Annotated in this window: 22 protein-coding genes and 1 tRNA gene; 13 read left to right on the plus strand and 10 right to left on the minus strand. The window is 59.3% G+C overall.

Annotated elements, in window-relative coordinates; translation table 11 throughout:
- Positions 1-10 precede the first annotated feature (10 nt).
- The 3 genes from HZB23_05835 to lptF form a co-directional block, all read right to left on the minus strand.
- Positions 11-2,008 (minus strand): RnfABCDGE type electron transport complex subunit B, encoded by a 1,998-nt coding sequence (locus HZB23_05835; GenBank protein MBI5844171.1) that lies wholly within the window; start codon positions 2,006-2,008, stop codon positions 11-13.
- A 95-nt stretch (positions 2,009-2,103) separates the two neighbouring features.
- Positions 2,104-3,192: an LPS export ABC transporter permease LptG gene (gene lptG / locus HZB23_05840; protein ID MBI5844172.1), complete on the minus strand. Its 1,089-nt coding sequence runs from the start codon at positions 3,190-3,192 to the stop codon at positions 2,104-2,106.
- 4 nt (positions 3,193-3,196) lie between these two features.
- A complete protein-coding gene (lptF, locus tag HZB23_05845) occupies positions 3,197-4,384 on the minus strand; it encodes an LPS export ABC transporter permease LptF (protein ID MBI5844173.1) in 1,188 nt (395 codons plus the stop codon).
- Between the two features lie 182 nt (positions 4,385-4,566).
- Between lptF and HZB23_05850 the strand changes: the two genes are divergently transcribed.
- The 9 genes from HZB23_05850 to HZB23_05890 all read left to right on the plus strand — a co-directional run bounded on the left by HZB23_05850 (position 4,567) and on the right by HZB23_05890 (position 14,226).
- Entirely contained in the window at positions 4,567-5,046 is a 480-nt protein-coding gene (locus HZB23_05850; GenBank protein MBI5844174.1) for a hypothetical protein, read from the plus strand.
- A gap of 48 nt (positions 5,047-5,094) precedes the next feature.
- Positions 5,095-6,891, plus strand: a complete 1,797-nt coding sequence (lepA, locus tag HZB23_05855; protein ID MBI5844175.1) for an elongation factor 4 — start codon at positions 5,095-5,097, stop codon at positions 6,889-6,891.
- Between the two features lie 135 nt (positions 6,892-7,026).
- Complete coding sequence (trxA, locus tag HZB23_05860; GenBank protein ID MBI5844176.1) at positions 7,027-7,353, plus strand: thioredoxin; 327 nt, start codon at positions 7,027-7,029, stop codon at positions 7,351-7,353.
- A gap of 297 nt (positions 7,354-7,650) precedes the next feature.
- Complete coding sequence (gene trxB / locus HZB23_05865) at positions 7,651-8,577, plus strand: thioredoxin-disulfide reductase (protein ID MBI5844177.1); 927 nt, start codon at positions 7,651-7,653, stop codon at positions 8,575-8,577.
- A 33-nt stretch (positions 8,578-8,610) separates the two neighbouring features.
- Positions 8,611-9,360: an outer membrane protein assembly factor BamD gene (locus HZB23_05870; protein MBI5844178.1), complete on the plus strand. Its 750-nt coding sequence runs from the start codon at positions 8,611-8,613 to the stop codon at positions 9,358-9,360.
- Between the two features lie 348 nt (positions 9,361-9,708).
- Positions 9,709-11,802 carry a ribonucleoside triphosphate reductase gene (locus HZB23_05875; GenBank protein ID MBI5844179.1) on the plus strand — a complete coding sequence of 698 codons (2,094 nt, stop codon included), beginning with the start codon at positions 9,709-9,711 and terminating at the stop codon, positions 11,800-11,802.
- 89 nt (positions 11,803-11,891) lie between these two features.
- Positions 11,892-12,584 carry an anaerobic ribonucleoside-triphosphate reductase activating protein gene (locus tag HZB23_05880; protein ID MBI5844180.1) on the plus strand — a complete coding sequence of 231 codons (693 nt, stop codon included), beginning with the start codon at positions 11,892-11,894 and terminating at the stop codon, positions 12,582-12,584.
- 203 nt (positions 12,585-12,787) lie between these two features.
- On the plus strand, positions 12,788-13,312 hold the full coding sequence (locus tag HZB23_05885) for a methylated-DNA--[protein]-cysteine S-methyltransferase (GenBank protein MBI5844181.1): 525 nt from the start codon (positions 12,788-12,790) through the stop codon (positions 13,310-13,312).
- Positions 13,313-13,338: 26 nt separating this feature from the next.
- Positions 13,339-14,226, plus strand: a complete 888-nt coding sequence (locus HZB23_05890; protein ID MBI5844182.1) for a DUF4846 domain-containing protein — start codon at positions 13,339-13,341, stop codon at positions 14,224-14,226.
- A gap of 20 nt (positions 14,227-14,246) precedes the next feature.
- Here the strand turns inward: HZB23_05890 and HZB23_05895 are convergent, their stop codons facing one another.
- From HZB23_05895 to HZB23_05905, 3 genes are all read right to left on the minus strand, one after another.
- Positions 14,247-14,885 carry a hypothetical protein gene (locus tag HZB23_05895; protein MBI5844183.1) on the minus strand — a complete coding sequence of 213 codons (639 nt, stop codon included), beginning with the start codon at positions 14,883-14,885 and terminating at the stop codon, positions 14,247-14,249.
- Between the two features lie 453 nt (positions 14,886-15,338).
- A complete protein-coding gene (locus HZB23_05900) occupies positions 15,339-16,349 on the minus strand; it encodes a potassium channel protein (GenBank protein MBI5844184.1) in 1,011 nt (336 codons plus the stop codon).
- A gap of 127 nt (positions 16,350-16,476) precedes the next feature.
- A tRNA-Gln gene (locus tag HZB23_05905) sits at positions 16,477-16,550 on the minus strand.
- A gap of 187 nt (positions 16,551-16,737) precedes the next feature.
- Here HZB23_05905 and HZB23_05910 point away from each other — a divergent pair.
- From HZB23_05910 to HZB23_05920, 3 genes are all read left to right on the plus strand, one after another.
- Positions 16,738-17,208, plus strand: coding sequence for a DUF3015 family protein (locus HZB23_05910; protein ID MBI5844185.1), 471 nt, complete (start codon positions 16,738-16,740; stop codon positions 17,206-17,208).
- A 106-nt stretch (positions 17,209-17,314) separates the two neighbouring features.
- Entirely contained in the window at positions 17,315-19,255 is a 1,941-nt protein-coding gene (locus HZB23_05915; protein ID MBI5844186.1) for a DUF4105 domain-containing protein, read from the plus strand.
- Positions 19,256-19,272: 17 nt separating this feature from the next.
- Positions 19,273-19,809: a hypothetical protein gene (locus HZB23_05920; protein ID MBI5844187.1), complete on the plus strand. Its 537-nt coding sequence runs from the start codon at positions 19,273-19,275 to the stop codon at positions 19,807-19,809.
- A gap of 244 nt (positions 19,810-20,053) precedes the next feature.
- On the opposite strand, the gene trpS is transcribed toward HZB23_05920, so the two are convergent.
- The 4 genes from trpS to HZB23_05940 form a co-directional block, all read right to left on the minus strand.
- Entirely contained in the window at positions 20,054-21,037 is a 984-nt protein-coding gene (gene trpS / locus HZB23_05925) for a tryptophan--tRNA ligase (GenBank protein ID MBI5844188.1), read from the minus strand.
- Positions 21,038-21,140: 103 nt separating this feature from the next.
- On the minus strand, positions 21,141-21,818 hold the full coding sequence (locus HZB23_05930) for a site-2 protease family protein (GenBank protein ID MBI5844189.1): 678 nt from the start codon (positions 21,816-21,818) through the stop codon (positions 21,141-21,143).
- A gap of 153 nt (positions 21,819-21,971) precedes the next feature.
- Complete coding sequence (locus tag HZB23_05935; GenBank protein ID MBI5844190.1) at positions 21,972-22,664, minus strand: site-2 protease family protein; 693 nt, start codon at positions 22,662-22,664, stop codon at positions 21,972-21,974.
- A gap of 37 nt (positions 22,665-22,701) precedes the next feature.
- Positions 22,702-25,431: a CBS domain-containing protein gene (locus HZB23_05940; GenBank protein MBI5844191.1), complete on the minus strand. Its 2,730-nt coding sequence runs from the start codon at positions 25,429-25,431 to the stop codon at positions 22,702-22,704.
- A gap of 347 nt (positions 25,432-25,778) precedes the next feature.
- Between HZB23_05940 and HZB23_05945 the strand changes: the two genes are divergently transcribed.
- Positions 25,779-26,546: a 1-acyl-sn-glycerol-3-phosphate acyltransferase gene (locus HZB23_05945; GenBank protein MBI5844192.1), complete on the plus strand. Its 768-nt coding sequence runs from the start codon at positions 25,779-25,781 to the stop codon at positions 26,544-26,546.
- Positions 26,547-26,582: the final 36 nt, after the last annotated feature.

Consider the following 26,582-nt stretch of genomic DNA (forward strand, 5'->3'; position numbering starts at 1 on the left):
CGCCCCGAAATCAGGCCGCCTCACCGGCCTTGGCGGTTTTTTTGTAACATACAAGACCGCACTGAAGGCAGCGGGACGCCTCGGCCAAAACGGTTTCGGCGTTATAGGCCGCTTCCCGCTCGCCCGAACCGGGCGCTCCGGCAGGCGTCGGGTTCCTGGGCGCGGGCCTGACCCCCGAAACCTCGAAAACCTTCTGGACAAATGAGGCCGGGGTGCGGAAATTTTCCACGCGCTTAAGGTCGCCGCCTTCGGAAAGCACGTGCATGGCCGCAGCCGCCCTTCGACCCGCCCCCACTGCGGCGACCGCCGCGAAATAATCGGTGCCCGCGTCCGACGGGGCGCAAAATCCAAGGCCGGTGGCTGTGGCCGGGTTCTTGTAGGAGGCCAGGGCCTCCCAGACCACGGGGGAAGCGGCGCTTGCATCAGGCGCGGCCTCTTCGGAAGCGGCCTTTTCGACAGCCTCATCCACGGGCTTTCTGCGAATAACCAGTTCGGGCACCCGGCCCGATGCGAAGACCACGGAAGTGGCCGGAATCTCAACGGTTCCCTCAAGCCCCTCCACCCGCACCGCCGCCAGGGCATCACCCTCGCCAAGAAGCGCGGTGACAGCGCCTGTAACGATCCTCACTCCCTCGCCCGGCTTTTCGTCCGGTTCATTCCTCAAGACCGCCACAGAGCCTTCGGGCGCGGCGGCCAGAGCCGCCTTTGAGCCCCCCACGAAAACAGGGCGCTCGCCCAGGCCTTCCGGCCCATGCCTCATGACGTCCACCAGCAGAAACACGCCCGGAACCGCAGGACCCGGCCTTTCCCCGCCAAGGAGCGCAAGCCTCGCGTCCCAGCCGCCAAGGGCCGTGAAGACCGATTCATACCCATCCGCCAGAAGCTGCGCCACGGTCACGTCCAGGCCCAGGACTGTTTCGGTGCGCACCGTAACGCCCATGGCCGTTACGTCTTCGATCTCGTGATCCAGAACCTCGCGGGGGAGGCGATCCGGGGCAATGGCCATGCGCAAAAGCCCGCCAGGCATCTCCGTCGCCTCGAAAACCGTGGGGGAATGGCCCAGCCGGGCCAGGAAGTAACCGGTTGAAAGGCCCTCTATGCCGCCGCCCGCCACCGCGAATTTTTTCCCGGTTTCCGGCGCCTTGCGGGGAAGGACCCTTTCGGTGACCGCGTACTGGCGGTCGGCCAGGAAGCGCTTTACGCAGTTGATGGAAACGGCCTCGTCGGCAAGGCTTCTGCGGCAGGCGGTTTCACAGGGACGGGGGCAGATGCGGCCTATGATCCCCGGAAAGGGCATCCTCTCCTTGACTACGCGCAGGGCCTCGTCGAACTTTCCTTCGGCTGCCAGCCCAACGTAGCCGCTTATGGAAAGCCCCGCCGGGCAGGCCGCCTGGCAGGGGGTGACGCACTGGTCCTCGGTGAGTTCGGCAAGTATCCGGCGCGTGAGGGAGCTTAGGCGGATGATGTGCTTGGGGCAGATTCTCTCGCAGGTTCCGCAGCCGGTACATTTGGCCTCGTCCACAACCGGGATGCCGTCCGGCCCCATGGAAAGGGCGTCGAAGGGGCAGGCCCTGATGCAGGTGCCAAGGCCCAGGCAGCCGATCCTGCACACCTTGGCCCCGCCGTGAAGCACGGCGGCGGCCCGGCAGTCCGTAAGGCCCATGTAACGGAACCTGGTTTCGGCCTCTTCCATGCCGTATGTGCAGTCGGGCCGCGCGAAATCAGGCTCCCTGGCAACCATCGAGACGCCAAGGGCGGCGGCGATGGCAAGGGCCACGTCCTCGCCGCCCGCGACGCAGGAGGTGGCCGTGCTCTTTCCTTCCACAATGGCAATCGCGTTGGCCGAGCACCCGGCAAAGCCGCAGCCTCCGCAGTTGGCTCCTGGCAGGGCCGCTTCCACGGCGGCTATGACAGGGTCAACGTAAACGTAGAAAACCTTGCTGGCCACGGCAAGCCCAAGGCCCAGAACAAGGCCCAGAATCCCCATCACCAAAACCGCGATCAACACGAAGGATAATGTCATCAATCAACCTCTCAGAACGCATTTGTCCGTCTGCCATATTCATCCGGCGATAATCCGTAAAAGCCTTCAATGCCGACCCTTCAAAGGCTCTCCCTCAAGCGGAAGAGCAGAAAACCGGCAAGGGCTCCGAAAATGGCGTTGGCGGTCCAGGCCGCGACAGCCGGGGAGTAATACCCGGCATAGCCCACCGAAAGGGCCAGGCTGTGAACCGCCCAGTAGGCGAAGGCAAGCGTTATGCCGATTACGGCGTTGGCCGCCATTCCCCGGCTTTCGCGGCCTCCCCCGGAAACCGCGAGCCCCCCGGCGGAAACCGCCATTATGAGTGAGACCCAGGGAAAGGCCAGCTTGGCGGCGGAGTCCACCCTAAGCCTTACGGCCTCGTAACCCTCGGCCTCTATGCGGTCCGCGTGCTCCGAAAGGTCCCGGTAGGTGCTCTCCTCCGGCCTCCTGACGGCGCTTTTCATGTCCTCCGGGGTGACGGCCAGGGTCACGGACCTCTGCCCCAGGGACCGGGCAGTGTCGCCGGTGGGCGAGAAGGTCTGCTCCAGAACCCTGGAGAGCCGCCACGTCTTTCCGTCGAACTCGGCGCTTTCTGCGTCTATCCGCCTTATAAGCCGGTATCGGGGATCGAAGAAATTCAAGGTCACCCCGAAGGCCGTGCCGGAGGCCGGCACGTAGTGGGCCACGTGGCCCAGAAGCCCCCTGCTCGAAAACCACAGGTCGGTGCTTTCCTTTCCCGGCTTGGGAAGTTCCTTCTTCACCTCGCCCAGCCAGATCTTGTTGGCCATGCGGGCCGTGTGGGGAACCACGGACTCGGAAAAGAGCAGAAGCCCAAGGGCCGCCAGAACCCCTAAGGATATCGCCGGAACCAGAAGCCTGACCGGGCTTCCGCCCCCTGCCCGGAAGGCCGTTATCTCGTTGTTCCGGCTCATTATGCCGAAAACGAAGAGAACCGACAGAAGCACCGCCACCGGGAGCACCTGGGCCGCCACAAAGGGAACGCGCAAAACGAAAAAGGCGAAGGCCCGCGACATGGGAAGCCCGGCCTCCATGAAATCGTCGATCTTCTCGAAAAAATCCACCGACAGGAAAATGCCCACCGCCACCAGGAGCACGAAAAAGAGGTACCTGGCGAGATTTTTCGATATGTGGCGCGCGATGATGGTCAAGTCTTCACCGCTTCCTTCCGATTCTCGCAAGCAGCATGGACCCGATCCTCGCGGGCATGGCTGTGAGGTCCACCGGCCTGTCGTCTGCGGCCCGCATGAACAGGTAGACACCGAGCGCCCCAAGGGCAAGGTTGGGCGTCCACATGCCCACCGCCGGAGGGTAGTACCAGGCCCCGGCCTCGCCCAGGACCTCGCCCAGGGCCAGCATGATATAATAGACCAGGAAGAAAAAAATTCCAAGCCCGACCCCGAAACTCCTTCGGGCCGAGCGCGACACTATGCCAAGAGGCACGGCCAGAAGCCCGAACACCACGCAGGCAAAGGGTATGGACATCTTCTTGTGAAGCTGGAGCACGGCGAGCCAGTACAGGTCGTCCCTTTCCATGCGGTTTCCTATGAATTCCAGAAGCTCCGAAAAGGTCATCTCCTCCTCGTCCTTGGGCCGGTTGGAGGCGGTGAGGCTTAGGGCGGATTCCAGGTCCATGTCCAGCCGGTAGGTGTCGAACCTGAAGGAATTGGCCGAGTTGTCGGCAAGGTTCACATGGTTTATGACGCCGTCGGTGAGCCAGAGCCGCCACACGCCGCGCACCGGATCGCTTTCCAGGGAGCCCGACGATGCAACGATTATGCCGGTGACCCCAGGATGCTGGCGGTCCTCGATGAAAACGTGCCGAAGGGTCCGCCTCTTTGGGTCGATCTCGTTGATATAGATGACCACGCCCTTGAATTTCGTGTTGAAGGCGCGGGCTTTCAGGGCCACGTCCGCGCTGGTTTTCGCCACCTGCCGCAGAAGGTCCTTCATGGAAACCCTGCCCCAGACCAGGCCCTTCACCCCCATGAAGGCCGTGAGGCACGCGGCGGCCAGGCAGAAGACCAGGACCGGCGCAAGGAGCCCCGAAAGCCCGTAGCCGCCGGATTTCAGGGCCGTTATCTCGTTGTCGGAGCTCAATTTGAAAAAGGTGAGCAGAACAGCCAGCATGGCCGACATGGGGATCACGAAGGTGAGGAAAAAGGGCATGGTGTAGATGACCAGAAGCACCACCGAAAGCATGCCCACCCGGAAATTTACCACGTAATCGGCCAGTTGCGGCATCTGGGACATGAGGAAAACAAAGGACAGTATCCCGGCTGAAACGAAGAAGGGACCTATCATCTGCTTTAAAAGGTAAACATGAATAATTTTCAGTTTCATGGGCTGTGACCCTGCCGAAAACCGCGTCCCGGTGCGGATGCGCGCCGCTTCAAGGCGGGCGCGCGGACCCTTCGACCAAACGAATTTTCTTACCACCAAGCCGGTTATTTTCCAAACCAAATAAATGTGCTTTCTTCCAGGGCTGCCGCAAATGGAATGAAAGGACCAAGGTTCAGTGCCTCTTGGATGAAAAACTGTGCACCTGCTGGAGAGAAGGCTTTCGTCGCCCCGGCGGAGGCCGGGGTCCAGGAAAAATGTTGCAGGCGGCAAAGGACTGGATTCCGGCCTACGCCGGAATGACGGATGGCGTGGCTTCCCTGGTTATTACTGCACCTAACAAAGCTGAAAATTATTCAAAGGCGCTTTTCCTTTTCATATGCGTTCACCCTGCATTTTCTCCCAGGGCAACTGCATATGGAAAATTTCGCCATGATTTAAGGGTTAGCGGCTTTCCTGGGAGCGCGGGCGTCCCGCCCGCATCGGCGGCAAAAGCGGGCGGGACGCCCGCGCTCCCAGGAAAAAAACGACTGGGCCGACTGCCGGTGACGCCTGCTCTTTTCCATATGCGCTCGCCCGATTTTCTCCGGGTTTTGTTGACACCCGTTGCGAAAGCGGCTAAATTTTTTAATTCGGGTTTCCGGGCAAACCGTTTTCCGTCCTGAAACCTGCACCAAAAAAATTCGAGCACGACACCCCGAAGGCGGCGCGCCATGAAAAATATACGAAATTTCAGCATAATAGCCCACATCGACCACGGCAAGTCCACCCTGGCGGACCGCCTGATCCAGGCTGCGGGGGTTGTATCCACCCGCGATTTCCGGGATCAGATTCTGGACAGCATGGACATCGAACGCGAGCGCGGCATCACCATAAAAAGCCAGACCGTGGTCCTGCCATACAAGGCCAAGGACGGCATTGAATACTCGCTGAACCTAATCGACACCCCCGGCCACGCCGATTTCACCTACGAGGTCTCCCGCGCCCTGGCCTCCTGCGAGGGGGTGCTTTTGGTGGTGGACGCAAGCCAGGGGGTGGAGGCCCAGACGCTGGCCAACCTGTATCTGGCCATGGAGCACAACCTGGCCGTGGTTCCGGTCATCAACAAGATCGACCTGCCATCGGCTGACATCGAACGCACCTTAAAGCAGATCGAGGACGACCTGGGGCTTGACCCGGAAACCGCCATAGCGGTCTCGGCCAAGGACGGCATCAACATAGAGGCGGTTTTCGAGGCCGTGGTGCAACACCTGCCCCCGCCCGTGGGCGACCCCGAAGCGCCCCTGAAGGCCCTCATCTTCGATTCCCACTACGACCCCTTCCGGGGCACCATCGTCCACTTCCGGGTCTTCGACGGATCCATAGCCGCAGGCGACCGCATCATGTTCATGCATAACGGCGCGGTTTACAAGGTTGAAGAGGTGGGCATCTTCAGAATAATCCGGGTGAAAAAGGACCGGATTTCTGCGGGCGAGGTGGGTTACTTCATCGCCGGAATCAAGACGGTTTCGGACACCCGCTGCGGCGACACCATAACCCTCAAGGACCGGCCCGCGAAAGAGGCCCTTCCGGGTTTCCGGGACGCCAAGCCCGTGGTGTTCTCATCCATCTATCCCGTTGCCTCGGACGACTACGAGAGCCTTGCCGAGAGCATGGAAAAGCTCAAATTAAACGACGCCTCCCTAACCTACGAGAAGGACTCGTCGGCGGCATTAGGCTTCGGTTTCCGGTGCGGCTTTCTGGGCCTTCTTCACCTTGAGGTTGTCCAGGAGCGCCTTGAACGCGAGTACGACCTCTCGCTCATCCTCACGGCCCCTTCGGTGCGCTATGAAATCCTCATGCGCTCCGGCGAGACCATGATCGTGGACAACCCGGCCCTCTACCCGGACCCCTCCCAGATCGAAAAGAGCTTCGAGCCCTTCATTCGGGCCGCCATCATAATCCCCGACCGCTACATGGGCGCGGTGATGAAGCTCTGCCTGGACCGCCGGGGCGTCAACAAGGGCTATCAGTATCTTACATCAAACCGCATGGAGATGGTCTTCGAGCTTCCCCTGGCGGACGTGATATACGACTTCTACGACCGCCTGAAAAGCGTGACCCAGGGCTACGGCTCCTTCGACTACGAGATCATCGGCTACCAGGAATCCAGCCTCGTGAAGGTGGACATCCTGATCAACGGCGAGAAGGTGGACGCCCTTTCCCAGCTCGTTCACAAGGACTACGCCGTGGCGCGGGCCCGGCACGCCTGCGAGAGGCTCAAGGAGGAAATCCCCCGGCAGATGTTCAAAATCGCCATCCAGGGGGCCATAGGCGGCAACATCATAAGCCGCGAGACCATAACGCCCTTCCGCAAGGACGTCATCGCCAAGTGCTACGGCGGCGACATCAGCCGCAAGCGGAAACTTCTGGACAAGCAGAAAAAGGGCAAGAAGCGCATGAAGATGGTGGGAGAGGTGGAAATCCCCCAGTCGGCGTTTCTGGCGGTTCTAAAGACCGACACCGATTGAGCAGGCTGGCCGTTTAGTTGACAATCAGGCATTACGACAGTATTTTAGGGTAATTGACGCCCGGATCAGCGGCGGGCGTTCGGAACAAGCCCTCTTTTGCGGCGCAAGCGAAAAAGATATTGAAAGGAATCGATCATGGCGGCAGGAATCCTGGAAGTTACCGATCTGTCCTTTGACAAGGACGTGTTGAAGGCCGACAAACCCGTGCTGGTTGACTTCTGGGCCCCCTGGTGCGGACCCTGCCGGGCCATCGCCCCGGTTGTGGAGGAACTGGCTGCGGCAATGGGCGACAAGGTGGTTTTCGCCAAGGTCAACGTGGACGACAATCCCATGAGCCCCTCCAAGTACGGCGTGCGGGCCATCCCCACCCTCATCGTTTTCAAGGACGGGCAGGTTGTGGACCAGATCACGGGCATGGCGCCCAGGGCCAAGCTAGAAGCAGCGATCAACAAAGCCTTCTGATCCAGGCCGTCCACAAACGCGATCTGCTGTGTCAGGCGGGCGGCGCGGATCGGTCACGTACAAAAGAGTACGCTCCCTCCCGCGCCACTCGCCTTCCTTGCATCTCATCGTTTGTGATCGGCCTGGATGTGCTTTCGAGCAAGTGCGGGGTGGTTTCAGAATCATTCAGAAGACTGCCGGAATCTGCCTGCAAAAGCCCGCTATCAGGGCGAATCTGCGGATAATTTGAGGGATGCTTTTTCAATCATCGGATGAATCCGGGGGGCCGGGGCCATCCAATCCGGGCGAGGAACAAAGATGTCTAAAGCGGATCATGACCTGATCATTGTGGGCGGGGGCCCTGCGGGGCTTACGGCTGGCATTTACGCGGCGCGCGCCCGCATGGACGTGCTTCTTGTGGAAAAGACCGCCCCCGGCGGCCAGATACTTGTAAGCGACCACGTGGAAAACTACCCCGGCTTTCCGGACGGTATCTCCGGCGCGGAGCTGGCCTTTCTCATCCAGAGGCAGGCGGAAAAATTCGGGCTCAAAACCGATTCCGGCGAAATCGTTTACGCCGATTTTTCAGGCCCGGTCAAAAAGCTCGTCATGGAGGGCCGCACCCTCACCGCCAAGGCCGTCATCATCGCAACCGGCGCGTCCCCCAGAAAACTGGGCGTTCCTGGCGAGGACAAACACTACGGACGCGGCGTCTCCTTCTGCGCCACCTGCGACGCCCCCTTTTTCCGGGGCAAGGTGGTGGCGGCGGTGGGCGGCGGGGACACCGCCATCCAGGAAAGCCTCTTTCTTGCCAAGTTCGCCGAAAAGGTCTACGTGATCCACAGGCGCGACGCCTTGCGGGCCGCCAAGGTGATCCAGGAGCGGGCCTTTGCGGAGCCCAAGATCGAATTCGTGTGGGATTCGGTGGTGACCGAAGTGAAGGGTGAAAGCGAGGTCGAGGCGCTTTCGATAAAAAACGTCAGGACCGGCGCCACAAGCGATCTGGCCGTCTCAGGCTGCTTCGTGTGGGTGGGCATCACCCCCAACACCCAGTTTCTAAGCGGCGTGGTGGACCTGGACAAGGGCGGCTTCGTGATAGCCGACCAGCGCATGGAAACCAGCGTTGCCGGAATTTTCGCCGTGGGCGACTGCCGGAACACCCCCTTGCGGCAGGTGGCCACAGCCGTTGGAGACGCGGCCATAGCGGCCGTTTCAGCCGAGCATTACATCGAGTCCCTCACTTAACAGGGGCATTCAACCAGGCCCTGGGAGCGTCAAATGATTCCATCCCGTTCTTTTCGGGTTTTCACCATTTTCTGCGCGGTTCTTCTTCTCGCCGGTTTTTCAGCCTATGGCTGCGCCGGGAAAAAGGGCTCAAAGGCCCCGGAACGCAACGCCGAAGAGCTGGCCCAGGAAGGCATGGCCGCCTACAACAAGGGCGATTACCCGAAAGCCATAAAAAATTTCGAGATGCTCCGGGACTGGTATCCCTTCTCCAAGTTCCTGATCCTGGCCGAGCTCAAGCTGCCCGATTCCCGGTTCAAGCTGGGCGAGTACGAGGAGGCCGCTGCGGGATACGAAAACTTCGAGAAGATGCATCCCGCCAACGAGGCCACCCCATACGTGATCTACCAATTGGGCATGTGCCACTACGAGCGCCTGAGCGCCCCGGACCGGGACCAGACATCAGCCGTGATGGCCCTTTCGGCCTTTGACCGCCTGATCTCCGGCTACCCCGACTCGCCCTACGCCAAAAAGGCATCCGAGCCCGTGCGCATGTGCCAGATGCGCCTGGCCGAGCACGAGCTTTCCATAGGCCGTTACTACCTCAGGCAGAAAAACTACGCGGCGGCCAAGGCCAGGTTCGAAAACGTCATCACCCGCTACCCGGATACCGGCGTTCACCGCGAGGCCCTGGAGCTTCTGGCCGAAATCCGGCCCCATATCAAGGAAGCCGCCAAGCCCAAGGAGCCGGAAGCCCCGAAGCCCACAGAGCCCGTAGCGCCTGCGACCCCCGAAATCCCTTAGCCCGTGCGCTTTTTTCCTTCGCCCCGAAAAGCCCGGTTTGAAGCCGAAACCGGGCTTTTCATTTTTGATAAAAAGGGGCGAATTTTAATTTTCGCGGCCCGACCCGGCTAACCGCCCGCCCCTGTTGACTTTTCATTTAAAGTCTCTTCTACAACATACATTAAATTTTATGCTTGACTTCCACAATATGTGGTGGTAATAAAAGATTCATCATCGCGGTAAATGATGACCCCGAAAAATCGAGCCGCCCATCATCTTCGCCCGAAGACGCACCTTGGGCGGCCAGGACTTCTGTTTCCAAAACCCGATCAAAATGACCCCTGAAACCTTTTTTCCCGTGAGGCCGACATGTTTGATGAAATCAAGAAGCGCGACGGACGCATCGTTCCCTTCGACTCTCCCAAAATAACCGAGGCCATAGCCAACGCCGGGAAGGCCACCGGGGAATTCACGGTAAGGGACGCCAAGAAGCTGACCTTGAAGGTTCTGAACCTCGCCCACGAGCTTCGCCTGGGGCCGGTGCCCGAAGTGGAGGAGATACAGGATATTGTGGAGCGGGTTCTTCTGGACTCTCCCTACTACAAGAGCGCCAAGGCCTACATCATCTACCGGGAGCAGCACGCCCAGTTGCGCAAGTTCGCGGCGGACGCCCGAATCGACCTCGTTGACCAGTACATCGATAAAAGAGACTGGAAGGTGCGGGAAAACAGCAACATGTGCTATTCCCTGCAGGGCTTGAACAACTATATCTCCTCGGACATCACCGCCGAATACTGGCAGAACAAGATTTATCCTCCCGAAATAAGGGACGCCCACAAGAGCGGCGACATGCACGTCCACGACCTGTCGCTTCTTTCCGTGTACTGCGTGGGATGGGACTTGAAGGACCTTCTCATGGAAGGCTTCAAGGGCGTGGCCGGAAAAGTGGAAAGCGCGCCCCCCAGGCATCTGCGGAGCGCCCTGGGGCAGATAGTGAACTTTTTCTACACCCTGCAGGGCGAGGCGGCGGGGGCCCAGGCCATTTCCAGCTTCGACACCCTCCTGGCCCCCTTCATCCGCCACGACAGGCTCGATTACAGCGAGGTGAAGCAGGCCCTGCAGGAGTTCGTGTTCAACATCAACATCCCCACCCGGGTGGGTTTCCAGACGCCTTTCACCAACATCACCCTCGATCTCGTCGCGCCCTCCACACTAAAGGACGAGGCCGTGATCATAGGCGGCAAGCCCCATCCCACGGACACCTACGGCGATTTCCAGGCCGAGATGGACGTCATAAACCGCGCCTTTGCAGAGGTGATGATGGAGGGCGACGCAAGGGGCAGGGTCTTCACCTTTCCCATCCCCACCTACAACATCACCAAGGACTTCGACTGGGACAACCCCAATCTCGAATCCGTGTGGCAGATGACCGGAAAATACGGAATCCCCTATTTCTCCAACTTCGTGAACTCCGACATGTCCCCGGACGACGCGCGCAGCATGTGCTGCCGCCTTCGCCTGGACAAGCGCGAGCTTTACAAGCGCGGAGGCGGCCTTTTCGGGGCCAATCCCTTAACAGGCTCCATTGGCGTGGTCACCTTGAACATGCCGCGCATCGGCTATCTTGCGGTGTCTGAAAAGGACTTTCTGGCCCGCACCGACTCGCTTTTGAACCTTGCCCGCAAGAGCCTGGCCATCAAAAGGAAGATTCTGGAAAAATTCACCGAAAACGACCTTTACCCCTATTCCAGGTTCTATCTCCGTTCGGTCAAGGAAAGCTCCGGCCAGTTCTGGACCAACCATTTTTCCACTATAGGCGTCATCGGCATGAACGAGGCCTGTTTAAACCTCATAGGAGAGGACATCGGCTCTGGGCCGGGCCGGGCCTTCGCCGGAAGGGTCATGGACCACATCAGGGAGCGGCTAACCGCCTTCCAGGAGGAAACCGGCGAGATGTTCAACCTGGAAGCCACCCCCGGCGAGGGCACCTCGTTTCGCCTGGCCATCCTGGACAAAAAGCGCTACCCTGAAATCATGTGCGCCAACGAAAGGGAAGTGGCGGACGGGGCCTCGCCCTTTTACACCAACTCCACCATGCTTCCGGTCAATTACACCGATGACCTGGTCGAGACTTTGGACTTGCAGGACGACCTCCAGGTGCGCTACACCGGCGGAACGGTGCTGCACGTCTTTCTGGGCGAGCAGGTCACGGATTCAAACGCGGTGAAAAGCCTGGTAAAAAAGATCACGTCGGGCTACAGGCTTCCCTACATGACCCTTTCGCCCACCTTTTCGGTGTGCCCGTCCCACGGCTACATAAAAGGCGAGCAGTTCAAATGCCCCACCTGCGAGAGCACAACAGAGGTTTATTCCCGTGTTGTGGGGTACTTGCGGCCCGTGGGCCAGTGGAACGACGGGAAGCAGGCGGAATTTGCCTTGCGCCGGACCTACAAAGTGGCGTAATTGAAGGTATCAGAGGGCGGGAAACCGGTTCCCGCCCTTTAACCAAATAATTTCCCCTCCCCAATAAGCCTACAGGATAATTTTTCCTAATGATTTTCGGTGGTATCCAGAAACTCAGCCTCATTGATTTTCCAGGCAAGGTGAGCGCCGTGGTGTTTGCTGCGGGGTGCGATTTTTCCTGCCCCTACTGCCACAACCCGGAACTGGTGACGGTCAAATCCGCGCAAACACTGGACGAGGACGAGGTCCTGGCCTTTCTCGAAAAGCGCAAGGTCATGCTGGACGGGGTGGTGGTCACGGGCGGGGAGCCCACCCTTCAGCCCGGACTTTTGGATTTTCTGCGAAAAATCCGCAAGATGGGCTACAAGGTGAAGCTCGACACCAACGGAGGCCACCCCCAGGCCCTGGTCCAGGTTTTGCGGGCCAAGCTGGTGGATTACGTGGCGATGGACATAAAAACCGCGCCAAGGCTCTACCCTGAGCTTGTGTGCGAGTCCGTGACCCAGGAAGTGATAGAGGACAGCATAAGGGTGATCATGGAATCCGGCGTGGACTACGAGTTCCGCACCACCTGCGCTCCGGGTTTCGTGGACCCCGCCCTGGTGGAGGAAATGGCCAGGGCACTGGACGGAGCCAAGCTGTGGATTTTCCAGAAAATGGCCACCACGAAAATGCTCCGCCCGGAATTTTTCAAAAACCTGCCCCCGGTTCCCGACCCGGCGGCCATGGCGCGGTTCTCGGCCCAGGCGGCGGCGCATGTGCGCCGCGCTTCCATCCGATGAGAGGGCGTCCACAAGCGCGATCCGCTGTGTCAGACTTCGCCGGGCGCGGTGCGCACGTATCTCGATACGCTTACGCCCGCGCCCGACTCGTCTTCCTTGCGGCTCATCGCTTGTGATCGCCCTCGTTACGGTTGTGGCAATTTTTTTCGGCCTGTCCGAGTCTCCAAAACGGGTTACCTCCGGCTTGATAAAAAGACAAGAAGATGGACAAAGCTAAAAGTCGGCAGGATTACTTTTTAAGGGCGGAAACGGCCTGCGGGACGGCGGGGCTGACTTACAGGGTTTCGCCCTTCGCCATCACCGGGGTCTTCCTTCCGGGCGGCGCGGATGAAAAGGCGCTTGCCGGAATCGGGATCGAAAAGGCCCCGTGCGATGACGCAAAACGGGCGGTTTTGTCCCTTGTTGGGTACTTTGCGGGACAATCGCCCGATCTGTCCCAATTTTTACCCAATCTGGACCTTTCGGGTCTCACTTTGGCCCAGATCGAGGTCTTGAAGGCCACGGCGGCCATTCCCAGGGGTGAAACCCGCTCCTACGGCGAACTCGCCAAGGCCGTGGGCCGCCCCAAGGCCGCGCGTTTCGTTGGAAACGTCATGGCCAATAACCCCTTTCCGGTCATCATCCCCTGCCACCGGGTGGTCCGCGCAGGCGGAGACATCGGCAAGTTCGGCGGCGGCGTGGAGTTAAAAGCCAGAATGCTTGAGCTTGAAAAAACCAAGGATTCCTGACGGACCATGAAGGCCGGGGGAGTCGAATGATCCCGAAAATTATCCGCGTAAATTCCCTCATATTCCTGGCTGTTGCAATTCTCCTGCTTGCCGCCCCTGTTGCACTTTCCGCCGCCGATCCCTATCCCTGGCCCAAAAAGGAAACCAGGGCGGAAACCCTTTCCGCCCGGATTCCGCCACCGCCCGGATTTACGCGCCTTGCCGCAAAGGAGGGCTCTTTCGCCGCCTGGCTCCGGGGCCTTCCGCTCCGCCCGGAAGGGACGCCGGTAAGGCTTTACGACGGCGGCAGAAAGTGGCGCGGGGGCGTCGCCTTTGCAGTGATAGACATCGACGTGGGATCGAAGGACCTGCAGCAGTGCGCGGACGCGGTGATGAGGCTTAGGGCCGAGTATCTGAGGGCTTCGGGATGCGCCGACCGCATAAGCTTCAATTTCACCAGCGGCCACCCGGCCCGCTGGGCGGACTGGGCGAAGGGCAAACGCCCGCAGATCAACGGAAACCGGGTTTCGTGGGCCGTAAAAAGCCGTCCCGACAGCTCCTACGGCACTTTTCGCGGCTACCTGGACACGGTTTTCACCTACGCGGGCTCCAAGTCCCTGTCCCTTGAGCTGGATAAGGTGAAAGACCCCGCGCAGATTCTTCCGGGCGACGTTTTCATAGAGGGCGGTTTTCCGGGCCACGCGGTCATAGTGGCGGACGTGGCCCAAAACAAGCAGGGCCGGAGGGCCTTTCTCCTGCTCCAGAGCTACATGCCCGCCCAGGACATCCACCTGCTGAAAAACCCCTCGGATTCCAAAAGCCCCTGGTACCCGGCCCTTTCGGGCGGAACCCTGGAAACCCCTGAATGGACCTTCACCTATTCGGATTTGCGCCGCTTCCCGGAAACGGATTGCAAGGCGGGCTTGGTGAAATGATGGAAGGGATGGGCCAGGAACTATTTTTCTTCCTGCGTCGGGTCATTGGTCCATGATGATATAATTTGTTCAATCAGAGTCTTGTCATTTTTATAATGTGATGCCGAAGAAATCAGGCCGACAGTATACACTATTTCGCCGTATCCCTCCACCGTTCTGAATGAAACGACAACATCTTCGATAACGGCTTCTTTTTGATCTTTAGATTTGTAGGTGAAGACCGCCCGTTCAGCGTCAATGCCGCCCAACAGGCAAGGTTTACGCTCCAAGATTGACAATTCAGATCCTTTTTCCTGGCGATGTTCAATCAACCAGTCAAGCCAACTGGATATTGATGGTTCATCAACTGCATTGTAGCTGCCGTCAGTCCAAATATATCTTTTGGGATTTTCCGATAATCTGATGCCGCAACCATGATTCGGATTCGGTGCAGGATTGCCCAAGCAAATGAATCCTTCAGGGATTGAAAAAGAAAATAAATAGTTTGCGTTTGAATACCGACCTTTAAATTCTACATCGTCATATCTGGTGTCCTGATCCGAGGCTTTGACTTCTTTTGCAAGCGCCATTGAAAAGAAGAGAATAAATATTATAACACAAGCCGATACAGGCAACATTTCAATATAAAAATTCCTGTTCCGGCTTTTTGACAGTGTCATACAGGATGTTCCTTTTGTATCTGAAATCATAGGATTTTACTTTACCCAACAAAAGCCCTCTTGTGCTTCGCACCCCGGCAACGAGTTGCCGGGGCCACCCAAAATCAAGCCGCTTGGCTGGCCTTTTCTTGTTCGATCTTTTATACTTTCATTTTACTGCAAGATACAAGGCAGGGCAATTCTTTTTATCTACCTTCAACTATAGACGCGCATAGGCGATGAAATGCCCGTCCCATCGAAACCCCGGCTGAGGGGTGTGTGGGGGTCGTCAGGCAAGGCGCAGACATTATGGTATAACTCAGTCTTTCTCCCGCTCCGATATCAGCTCGGCATAGGCGGCGCAGGGGCGATGAAATGCCAGGAAGGCGGGGAAGGGCGGGAAGGAATAGTACAAAAAGTACATGACGCGCCGCCAGCCCCCGCCTGACGCCGCAGTTCGCGCCCCTGCGCCGCCTATGAGTGTTTGCGGGCCTCGGCGATACGATCCATCTCGCCCATGACCACCAGAATGGTTCCCGGCTCCAGGATGTAATCCGCGGGCGGGTTGAACACCATGGTTTCCGTGCCCCTGGGCTCCAGGCCAAGGACCATCACTCCGAAGCGCTCCCGGAGTTTCGACTGGTGCAGGGGTTTTCCGGCCAGGGGGGATTCGGCTGAGATGTGGATTTCGTGGATGCGAAGGGTCTGGGTGGTGCTTCGGAGCATTTTGTCCAAAAAGGTGACGGCTGTGGGCCGCACCATTTCGCTCGCCATGCGCAGCGCGCCTATGGCGTTGGGGGAAACCACGCCGTTTGCGCCCGCCTTCCTGAGCTTGGCTTCCAGCCTCGAGTTGGTCATGCGGCTTATGATGCGTATGGTGGGGGCCAGCATCCGGGCTGTCATGGTGATGTAGAGGTTGTCCTTGTCCGAGGGAAGCGAGATCACGATCCCGGCGGCCCGCTCGATGCCCGCCTTGATGAGATTTTCGTCCTCCGTGGCGTCGTCCTGGATATATGGCACGTCCACCAGGGTCAGGATGTGGTCGATCTGGTCCTGGTCCTTTTCGATCAGAACCGCCGGTTCCCTGTTTTTGACGAGTTCGGTGACAACGTGGCGTCCGGTCTGGCCGCCGCCGCAGACGATGATGTGGCCGTGCATCTTTGCGATTTTCTTTTCCATGCCGCGTTTCCGTAGTATGCCGGAGACTTCGCCCTCCACGATGAGGGCCGTCAATGTGGATATGCCGTAGGTGATCACCCCCAGGCCGAAGGTGATGACCAGCATTGTGTAAATCTGTGCGCCCGGATGCCCCGATACAGGTATGACCTCGCCGTAACCCACCGAGGTTATGGAGATAACCGTCATGTAGACGCAGCTTAGGAAAGATTGCTCGCCCCAGAAAATGAGGTAGTAACCGATGGAGCCGTAGAGCACCACGGAGAGGATGGCGGCCACCACGGCCCGAAGCCTTGACTGGATGTTCATGGGGTGGTGTGCGCGCCTTTTGGGTGGTAGCTCTGAAAACCGCGCACAACATGTGGAGGGGGGCGCGGCCTTATGGACGCAGGATACAAAAAAAGCGCCCGATGGTCAATCGGGCGCTTGAAGTCGGTGGCTGAGGGACTAGGATTCGAACCTAGGTTAACGGGGCCAGAACCCGCCGTCCTGCCGCTAGACGATCCCTCAACGACCCCGAAAGATAGCGGCAACAGGACTTTCTTGTCAAGAAGATTTTGGTCGCATTCGCCCCTGTTCCGGCCTTTTTCCGCCAGCCCTGCCACATGCGCCTTTGGACTTGCATAGAAGGGTCGCGTGGTGTAAAAACGAAAGAAAATCCGGCGGTGTCTTTCAACAATCAAACCAGGAGGCGGGAATGAAAAGGACGGCGACTGTGCTGTTGTGCGCGTTGGTGCTGGTTTCGGCGGCGGGGACCGTATGCGCCGAGCAGAAAAACACCGGCTGCGGCCTTGGAGCCATGATCTTCGGGCATAACGAAAGCCTGGTGAGCCAGGTCGCGGCGGCGGGCCTGAACTGGGTCTTCTGCAGCCAGCCCTTGGGCATTTCAGCCGGGACCAGCGAGTGCGAGCGGCCCGAAGCCCTTGTAAGAAACCCAAGGGTGAAGGATTTCGTGGCCTCCAACATGGACGCTTTGGCCTGCGACATGGCGCGCGGCGAAGGCGAATACCTGGATACCCTGGCAGTCCTTCTGGAAGTGCCCGAAGCCTCCCGCGCCGGCTTTTACGCAAGGCTCAAGGCCGATTTCGCGGGGATTTATTCCAAGGACTCCATTACGCGCGACGAGGTGTTAAGCCGCATCGAGCTTTCCCTCAAAGAAGCCGCCTGACGGGCTTGTCGGGCCTGTTTTTGAGAGGCCCGGACGATTCCGGCCCCGGCGGGGGACCAATTCCCCGCCGGGGCCTTTCCACTTCCTGCAGGTCCGGCGAAAACGGATGAAAAAAAACATCGCCGTCGCGGTATTGATTCCAGCCCTCTTGTTCCTGTTTCTTGCGTCCGCCCGGTCTGACCCGAACATCCTTGCCGGGCCGGATGCGGAAAAATCCCCACTGCACATATCCCTCGATGACGCCAAGGCCCGCGCCCGCGCCATGAAATTGTGGGAAGACCCCCTATGGCTCACATTGGGTCATTTTCGACACGGAAAGAGCCTGGTTGACGACCCAGGGTTTTTCCTGTCCCAAAACGGGAAGGAAAGTCCCAAAGAGGAGCTTTTCGCCACACTTTCGGCCATTTTTGACCCGGAAGCGGACAAGCCGGGAAGCCCGGCCTCCAGGTTCCCGGCCAGGGCCGACTTTCTGGCCGGGCGCCTGGGGCTTGCGCCCGAAGCCGCGCCCGGAATCCGCTCCCAGGCCTTCGAGGAGATTTTCGCCGCCCTTTCCCCGCAATCGGTGAGCCTGGTTTTCGCATCTTCCTCCATGAACAGCCCGGCCTCCATGTTCGGCCACACCTTTTTGGTGGCGGACACGGCCTCCGGAAGCCGCCTCACGGCTGGCGCGATAAATTACGCCGCCCTCACCGGGGAAACCTTTGGGTTCGGATACGCCGCAAAAGGGCTTCTGGGCTATTACAAGGGCTATTACTCCATGAGCCCCTACCACGAAAAAATCAAGGAATACGCCGACATAGCCCATCGGGACTTGTGGGAATACCCGGCCAATCTCACCCCCCCTGAAATCCGGCGCATGATGGCCCATCTGTATGAACTGAACGGGATTTACTCCGATTATTTTTTTGTGGGCGAGAACTGCTCGCTTGGCCTCCTGTTTCTTCTGGATGCGGCCAGGCCGGGGCTCGATCTTGTCGGGAAGACCGGGGCCATCGTGTTTCCGTCCGACACGGTGAGGATCGCAAAAGAGGCCGGAATGATCGGAGATGGTGTCCTGAGGCCCTCGGCTGCGGAAAAAATGAGGCAAAGGGCGCAGGGCCTTGCGCCCGCCGAAAGGAAGCTCGCCATGGACGCCGCCCGTGGCAGGGTTTCGCCGGAAGCAGTGCTTGCCGACCCGGCCCTTTCCGGCCCGGTCAAGGCCCGCGTGCTGGACCTTGCTGCGGACGCCCTGGGCTATCTCTACACTGCGGAGAAAATCGGAAAGGACGACTATGTTTCGCGCTTCAGGGGCGCGCTTTCCGCAAGAAGCCTCCTCAACGCGGATGATCCCGGCCCTCCGGCGGAGGGGGTAAGAGACGACGAAGGACGGGGCTCGCCGGAGCAGGGCCACCGGGCATCCATGCTGGCTTTCGGCTGGGGCGAACGGGACGGCAAGGGCCTTTTCCGACTGGACATCACCGTTGCGGGCCACGGCCTCACCGACCCGGCCCCCGGCTACCCCTTAGGCAGCCAGGTCCTGGCGGGCAGGCTCGCAATAGAGGCTCCAGAGGACGGCAGCGGTTTATCTCTTGAGCGGCTGGACCTTTTGGACCTGGTTTCCCTGTCGCCCCGTGACGACCTTTTTTCGCCGGTTTCATGGAAAACCCGCGCCGGTTACAAGAAGGCCGTGTCAGGGGACGGAAAGCGCCTTGGAATGGCTGAAATCGAAATAGGAAAGGGCCTGTGTCGGCGCTTTCCCGGCTCCGGCCTTGCCTACGTCTTTCTGGGAGCCCGCGCGGACGCCGGAAAGGGCCTGGACGGGGGCTGGGCCCTGGGGCCCACCCTGGAGGCGGGAATCCTGGCCCGGCCCCTGCCCTTTCTCACCATTCACGTTAAAGGCGGGGCGGCCCGGTTTTTCCCGGACCCGGACCATCACAGGGAGAGCCTTTCCATAGATGCGTCATGGGCGGTTTCCGCCAACGCGGCGGTGGCGGCAGATATCAATTTTTCGCGGGATTACATTTTTTCTGAGACAACGGCGGGCGCTTGTGTCAAAATTTATTTTTGAGGAAAAGGGGAAGACCGGTGGGAACCAAGCGCATCATATATATTATCGGGATGGCGGCGATTATCGGGCTTGCGGCTTTGGGCTGCGCCACCGCCCCGCCTTCGACTGCGCCCGCAGAAGACGGGCCGGTTCCCCAGGGCGCGCTCTACCTTCTGTCCAAAAGCCGCGCAGAAACCTGCGCCACCTGCCGGGCGGAGATGGAAAAGGAGGCCTTTGCCGAGCTTTCCAGGGAACTTGTTCCGGGAAAACGCTTTTCCGGCGAATTTCTTGTAAAGGAGGACGAAGCCGGAAAGCGGCTGGTTTTCGGGCAGCTTCCCTCCTGGGTATCCTTCCGTTTTCACATAAGGGGCAGGCGCTGGGTGGGCATAGCCAACCCCGACCTTTCGCCCCCGGCCCTTGCCAAGCGGCTTTTTTCCGCCCAAAACGGCGCGCGCTTCAACGGCAGCGCGGTCCTTGTCCCCTACCCCTACGGCGAAGGCCCCACCTTTGTCTGGTCCGGCAAAAAAGGAATCCTGGAGATCCATTGCAGGCTGGAAAACATGGACCCCCAGTAGGCGAGCCAGTCATCCACTCGAATGCACAACCGGCAGTAACCTTAAAATCCCGATAGCACCGCGTCCAGGGCGCGCACAAGCGCAGTCTGACACAGCGGTTGGCGCTATCGACGGCACTGCGTCCAGGCGTTCTGAAAGCGATGAACGGGGAAGCGCGAGCCGGAGGGGGGAACCAAACTACATTATAACCCGACCTCGCCGCGCAGTCTGACACCGCAGTTCGCGCTTGTGCGCGCCCTTGTGGTTAGATTTTCATGGCTGATCGAACCTGCTCCATCGTCTCCTGGGCGGTCTTGCGCGCGCGGGCGTCGCCGTCGGCAATCACTTCCTCCACGAATCCCGGCTTTGACGCTATCTTCATGCGCTCCTCGGTGATGGGAGCGAGCCATGCGGCAAGGTTGGCGGCCATCCTCTTCTTGCAGGCCACGCAGCCTATTCCCGCCACCCGGCATTCCCGGTTGACCTCCTCCACCGTGGCCGCGTCCGAGTACATCTTGTGGAAGGAGAAGACGTTGCAGATGTCCGGGTCGCCGGGGTCGGATTTGCGCATCCTCGCCGGGTCCGTGATCATCTCCCCCACCCTTTTGACGATGACGTCCGCCGGGTCCGAAAGGAAGATTGCGTTCTGGTAGCTCTTGCTCATCTTGCGGCGGTCGAGGCCCAGAATCTTGGGGGTTTCCGTGAGAACCGCCTGGGGCTCCACGAAGACCTGGCCGTAGAAGTTGTTGAAGCGGCGCACTATTTCGCGGGTAAGCTCCACGTGGGGCACCTGGTCCACGCCCACCGGCACTCCGTGGGCCTTGTACATGATTATGTCGGCGGCCTGGAGAACCGGGTAGCCCAGAAATCCGAAGGTGGACAGGTCCTTGTCTTCGAGCTGGATCATCTGGTCCTTGTAGGTTGGGTTGCGCTCCAGCCAGGGTACTGGGGTCAGCATACTGAGAAGCAGGAAGAGCTCGGCGTGCTCCTTTATGTGGCTCTGCACGAAAAGGGTGCATTTTTCGGGCGACAGCCCCACGGCCAGCCAGTCGGTGACCATCTCGCCTATGCTTGCCGCCACGTTGCCGGTGTCCTCCCAGCCCGTGGTGAGGGCGTGCCAGTCGGCCACGAAAAAGAAGCAGTCATACTCGTCCTGCATGGATTTCCAGTTGGCGAGCGCCCCGTGGAGGTTGCCAAGATGAAGCGCCCCGGTGGGCCTCATGCCGCTTAGGATTCGTTTTTTCGCCATCGTTTGTTCCTCGATTTTTATTCACGTTCCGCAAATGCGTGGGAGTTCTTCTGGCAGCTTTTTTCGAACTTGAAAAGCATTTTCCCGGTTTCGCGGCAATTTTCTATCTCATTCCTGTAAGTGCATCCAATACACGGCTTCCGAATATCAGGGTGGCCAGCGGCTTTAGAATGTCGGAGAGAACGCCGTCCAGCTTAAATATTGCGAAAAGGAAAACAAAAAGGGCCAGGCCTGCGGCCTGGACGTATATTCCGGCCTGCTTGAACGAGCGGGGAAGGATGGCGGCAAGCGCCTTGTGGCCGTCCAAGGGCGGAATAGGAATTAGGTTGATTATTAAAAGGATGAAGTTGATGCGTATTACGAGTATGAAAAATGGCAGGACATGGTCATAAACTACCGCTCCAAAAGCTCCTCCCAAAATGGCCGCCAGCTCAAGTATCCGCAGAAAAATTCCTGCTGCCACCGCAAGCCCCAGATTGGCCGCGACCCCGGCCAAGGACACCATGATCTCCCCCTTGCGGCGGTCATAAAAATAGGCGGGAACTGCGGGTACCGGCTTGGCCCAGCCAAAGATCGGCCCGTGAATCAAGATGAGTAAAAGGGGAAGGGCCAGGCTTCCCAAAAGATCAATGTGCTTCAAGGGGTTAATGGTGAGCCGGCCCTTGAGTTTGGCCGTCGGGTCACCCATTCTGTACGCGGCCAGGGCATGAGAGGCTTCATGAACGCTTGCACTCATCATCAAGACAGCGAGGGATATGGGGATCTCTAAGATCGGGTTCATGGGGCTGGTTTCTTTTCAGGAGATTATCATTAAATATAACAAACTGAATTTAGAGGTAATTGCAAAACCTGATTCCCGCAGCAGCGCGTCCCGCCCCAACTTGAGATCACAATCTGTGATCTCAAGTTTCCGGCTTTCCTTCCTTCCCCGCCCTCAGCCCATGCCGTAACGCATCTGGATAAAGGCGTTCAAGACGTCCGGCCCGGTTATGACGATGAAAAGGGGCCTTACCACGGCTGATATGAAGCTGTCCAGACTTCCCGTCACCATTAAAATGATCAGAAGGGCGAGGCTTGCCGCCTGGAAGTGGCGGGCCACCGCCTGATAGGAATGCGGGAAAAGCGCGGACACCACGCGCCCGCCGTCCAGGGGCGGCACGGGAATCAGGTTGAACACGAAAAGGATGAGATTGAGATATATGAAGGTGATGAAAAAGGGCAGCATCCGCCATATCAGTTGAAGGGCGGAGAAGGTCTGGCGTCCGTCCACGGACAAAAAGAGGAGCCGCAGGAAAAGGCCCGTGACGATTGCAAGCCCAAGGTTGGCCATGACCCCGGCCAGAGACACGATTATGTCGCCCTTGCGGAGTTCCCGGAAATTGGCCGGGTTCACCCGGACCGGCTTTGCCCAGCCGAAGGCGGGAAGGCCCATGAGGGAGAGAATGACGGGCAGGGCCACGCTCCCCACGGGGTCCAGGTGTTTTATGGGATTCAAGGTGATGCGCCCCATGAGCTTGGCCGTGGGGTCGCCCATACGCCAGGCTGCGTAGGCGTGGGCGGCCTCGTGAAACGATACGCTTATTACAAGGGCCGAAACGGCCATGACGATGTCGATTATTCTGTCCATATCGGCTTTCGTGATACGGGACTTACTTACGGGCGGCCTACGGAAAGTCCCCGGCTATTTTTCCGGCCAGGGCGATCTCGTCATCCAGCGTTTCCACGTGGCCGTCCAGGCGGGCGCAGATAAGGGCATCCAGAATTTTTCCGTAAAGCGGGCCTGCGGGAAAACCCATTTTTTTAAGGTCGTTTCCGCGAAGAAGGGTACTCGTGCGGGAAAGCCTTGTAATGTATAGGCTTACGCCCTGGCGCACGGGCTCCTTTTCGGTAACCGCCATCATGTAAACCAGCATCTCGTGGGAAAGGCCGGAAAGAGCCTTGTAAAGCTCGCTGGGCAGAGGGTCTTTTTTCCGCTCAAGAAGGCCCAGCCTTTTTTTCGCATCCAGGCGGTCTTCCGTAAAAATGGCGTTGAGCCTGGGCGGAATCTCCATCCGGCGACAGGCGCTTGCGGCCTCCCTGGCCCCAAGTCCGTGGAGAAGCACGCAAAAGACCACGTTCCACTTGGTGAAGGGCCGGTTGAGGTACAAGAGCTCGTACCAGGCCAGGGCGTTCTTGGCCCGCGAAAGCCGCGCGTCCAGGGCGTCGTCGTATACCAGGGACGGATGGACCAGGCGCAGGAGCCCCAGCTGGTGCATCCGGCGAAGGGGGTTCTGGGGGGTCTCCTCGGAGAGGATGAGCCGAAGCTCGGTCATTATCCTCCGCCCGGAAAGGCGCTCCACGAAACCGCGCTTCACCGCGTTGGATATAAGGCTTGCGGTGAGCTTTCCCAGGGTGAAGCCGAAGCGCTGCTCGAACCGTATGGCCCGGAAAATCCGGGTGGGGTCTTCCACGAAACTTAAGTTGTGCAGAACCTGGATGGTCTTTTTTTTCAGGTCCTCCTGGGCCCCAAAAAAATCCAGGAGCGCGCCGAAGCGGTCGGGGTTGATCTGGATCACCAGAGTGTTGATGGTGAAATCCCGGCGGTAGAGATCGAGTTTCAGCGAGCTTTTCTCCACTTCGGGAAGGCTTGCGGGCGACTGGTAATACTCGAACCGGGCCGAGGCCACGTCCACCTTGAAGCCGTCGGGAAGCGTCAGAACCGCCGTTCCGAAGATTTCGTGAACGTGGACCCGTCCTCCAAGCCGGCCTGCGGCGCGTTTTGCGAAGGCCGGGCCGTCACCCTCCACCACCACGTCCACGTCCTCGTTTTTGGAGCCGATGACCAGGTCCCGCACGAAGCCGCCCACAAGATAGGCCGAAACCCCGGCCTCATCCGCCGCCCTGCCCAGGTTTTCGATTATGTCCATGATGTGCGCTGGCAGGCGCTCCTTCATGATGGAGGCAACGCTGCGGGTGCGGCTGCGGGAGCGGTATTCGTGGTCGGCCTTGTCGTCCCTGGCCGCGCGCAGGGATTCCCCCGCCATGATGTTCAAAAGGTCGGTGCGGGTGACCACCCCTATGAGCATTCCATGCTCCGCCACGGGGAGTATGCGCTGCTTGTGATCCAGCACCGTGCGCTGGATTTCGGCGAGCTCGGCGTCCGGCCCCACGGTGGCCGGGTCCGTGGTCATGTACTCGGAGACCGGGGCATCCGAAAGGTCGTGCTGAAGGGCCTTTTCCACCACCTGGCGGCTTATGTAGCCCAAAAGCCTGAGTTTTTTGCCCACGCCCGGCTCGGCCACCACCAGGGCGTTTATGTTGTAATGGGTGAGCATCCGCCCGGCCTCGGCTATGGTGGTTTCAAGGCCCGTGTGAATCACCGGGGTGCTCATGATGTCGATGGCCTTCTGCCTGGGCTTCACGTTGCGCAAAAGCTGGCGCTCCACCCTCTGGGACACCTTGTGGAGGTCGCTGTCCTTCACAACCGCGCTTGCGGCCTGCCTGTGCCCGCTGCCGCCGAAGGCCGCGAGAATCCTGCCTGCGTCCACCTCGTTCAGCCTGCTTCGCCCTATTATGTAAATGGTCTGCCCCATGCGGGCGATCACGAAGAGCGCGTCCAGGTTCTCCATGCGGGCGAGCTTGTGCACCAGAAAGGAGAAGTCGGCGATGTATTCCTCTGTCGAGATTACGGCGAGTGCGATTTCCACCCCGTGCACGGTCTTCTTGGTCATGGACTCAAGAAGCTCGTTCAAAAGCTTTATCTGGAGCGGGCTGAACTCCTTGATGATGAGGCTTGAAACCATGTTCAGGTTGGCCCCTTTTTTAAGGAGCCAGGCGGCGGCTGCAAGATCGTTGGGCGTTGTGGAGCTCTGGGTGAAACTTGCAGTGTCCTCGTAAATGCCAAGGCACATCACCGTGGCCTCTTCCGCCGTGACGTGGATGCTGTTCGCCCGCAAAAGCTCCACCAGTATGGTGACGGTGGCCCCGTAGGGCAGGCAGTGGCAGACGTTTCCCGCGATGTCGTTTTCGGCGTCCGGGTGGTGGTCGAAAATGTGCACCGCAACATCCGTGCGGGGAAGAAGCCTCGCCAGGGGGCCTATGCGCCCGGCCTTTCTGGTGTCAACCAGAACAAGGGTGGTGACGAGGTCCAGGTCCACGTCCTCCGGGCTGACTATGGTGAATTCATCCAGCATTCCGGGCGGGATCAGGTCGCGCACCCCGCCCTTGTGGATTGAGGGCAGAACCACCATCGCGTCCGGGTAGAGCTTCCGGGCCGCGAGGCAGGAGGCGAAGCCGTCGAAGTCCATCCCTGCGTGGGTGGTGATGACGGTGAGGCCCGATTTGTCGCGGGGAATGGGCGACATGGTTTTCCCGTTGAAGAAGGTGTTGGAGCCCGCAGGCCGGTTCCGGCCCATAACATAATATTATCGCCTTTTTTACCTTACAATACAAGAAAATCCCGTCTTGGGGCAGGGAGGGCGCATACGAAAAGCAAAAGATGAAAAGCTTTTCCGGCGGCTGGGGGAACTCAAGTTCCCCCAGGCCCCCTTTTATCTGACGGCGCTTTTGCTGCGCAAAATCGCCGCAGTTTTCATGCAGGCGATGCCAACGTGCCTTCATGTTTTTCTGCGCGGCAACCGGACGCTTAAAAACGAAGAGTCTTGTGAAAAGCCGCCGAATCTGATAAGCGAAAAAGCCCTTGGGGGGGCCTTACGGACATCTATGCTGATTACCGGCCTTTCTCCCCGGAAGGAATTCGCCCATGCTTTTCAGACGCCTTAACCTCCCGCGCACCTTCACCGGGTCCAAACTCGCCCGCATTCTTTATCTTCCGTACAAGTGGCTGGTCTTCATGCCGGGCCTGGCATTCTTCACAATGCTCTGCGGCCTTACCGCCATAGCCCTGGCCTCCACCGCCGGGCCCAAAAGGGCCAACGTGATGGGCGTCATCTGGAGCCGCATCATGGCGAAGCTCACCCCCATGCACGTTACGGCGGAGGGGCTTTCAAACGTGAGGCCGGGCAAAAGCTACGTGATATGCTGCAACCATTCCAGCCACTTCGACGTGTTCGTGCTGTACGGCTGGTTTCCCGCCCCCTTCAAGTGGGTGATGAAAATGGAGTTGAGGAAGGTTCCCTTTCTGGGCGCGGCCTGCGACAGGCTCGGCCACATCTACATAGACCGCTCCAACCACGAAAGGGCCGTGGCCTCCATCAACGCCGCCAAAGAGAGGCTTTCGGGCGGCGAAAGCGTGCTGTTCTTTCCCGAAGGCACCAGGAGCCGGGACGGAAAACTCGGAAATTTCAAGAAGGGGGCCTTCAAGATGGCCTGCGACATGGGCCTTCCCATCCTGCCGGTAACCATCATCGGCACCGCCAAAATTCTGCCCGCCTTCACCATGGAGCTCTTCCCCGGGGACGCCCATATGGTCATCCACCCGGCCATCGAAACTGCGGGCTATGACGACGGCAACATGGAGATTCTCATGGAGAAGGTGCGTCGGGCGATCGCCTCGCGAGTCCCGGACTGAAATGCCCCGCCCCCGGCCTCAAAATTTTCCATTCAA

This window comes from Deltaproteobacteria bacterium (genome assembly GCA_016235345.1).
Lineage (GTDB): Bacteria > Desulfobacterota > Desulfobacteria > Desulfobacterales > Desulfatibacillaceae > JACRLG01.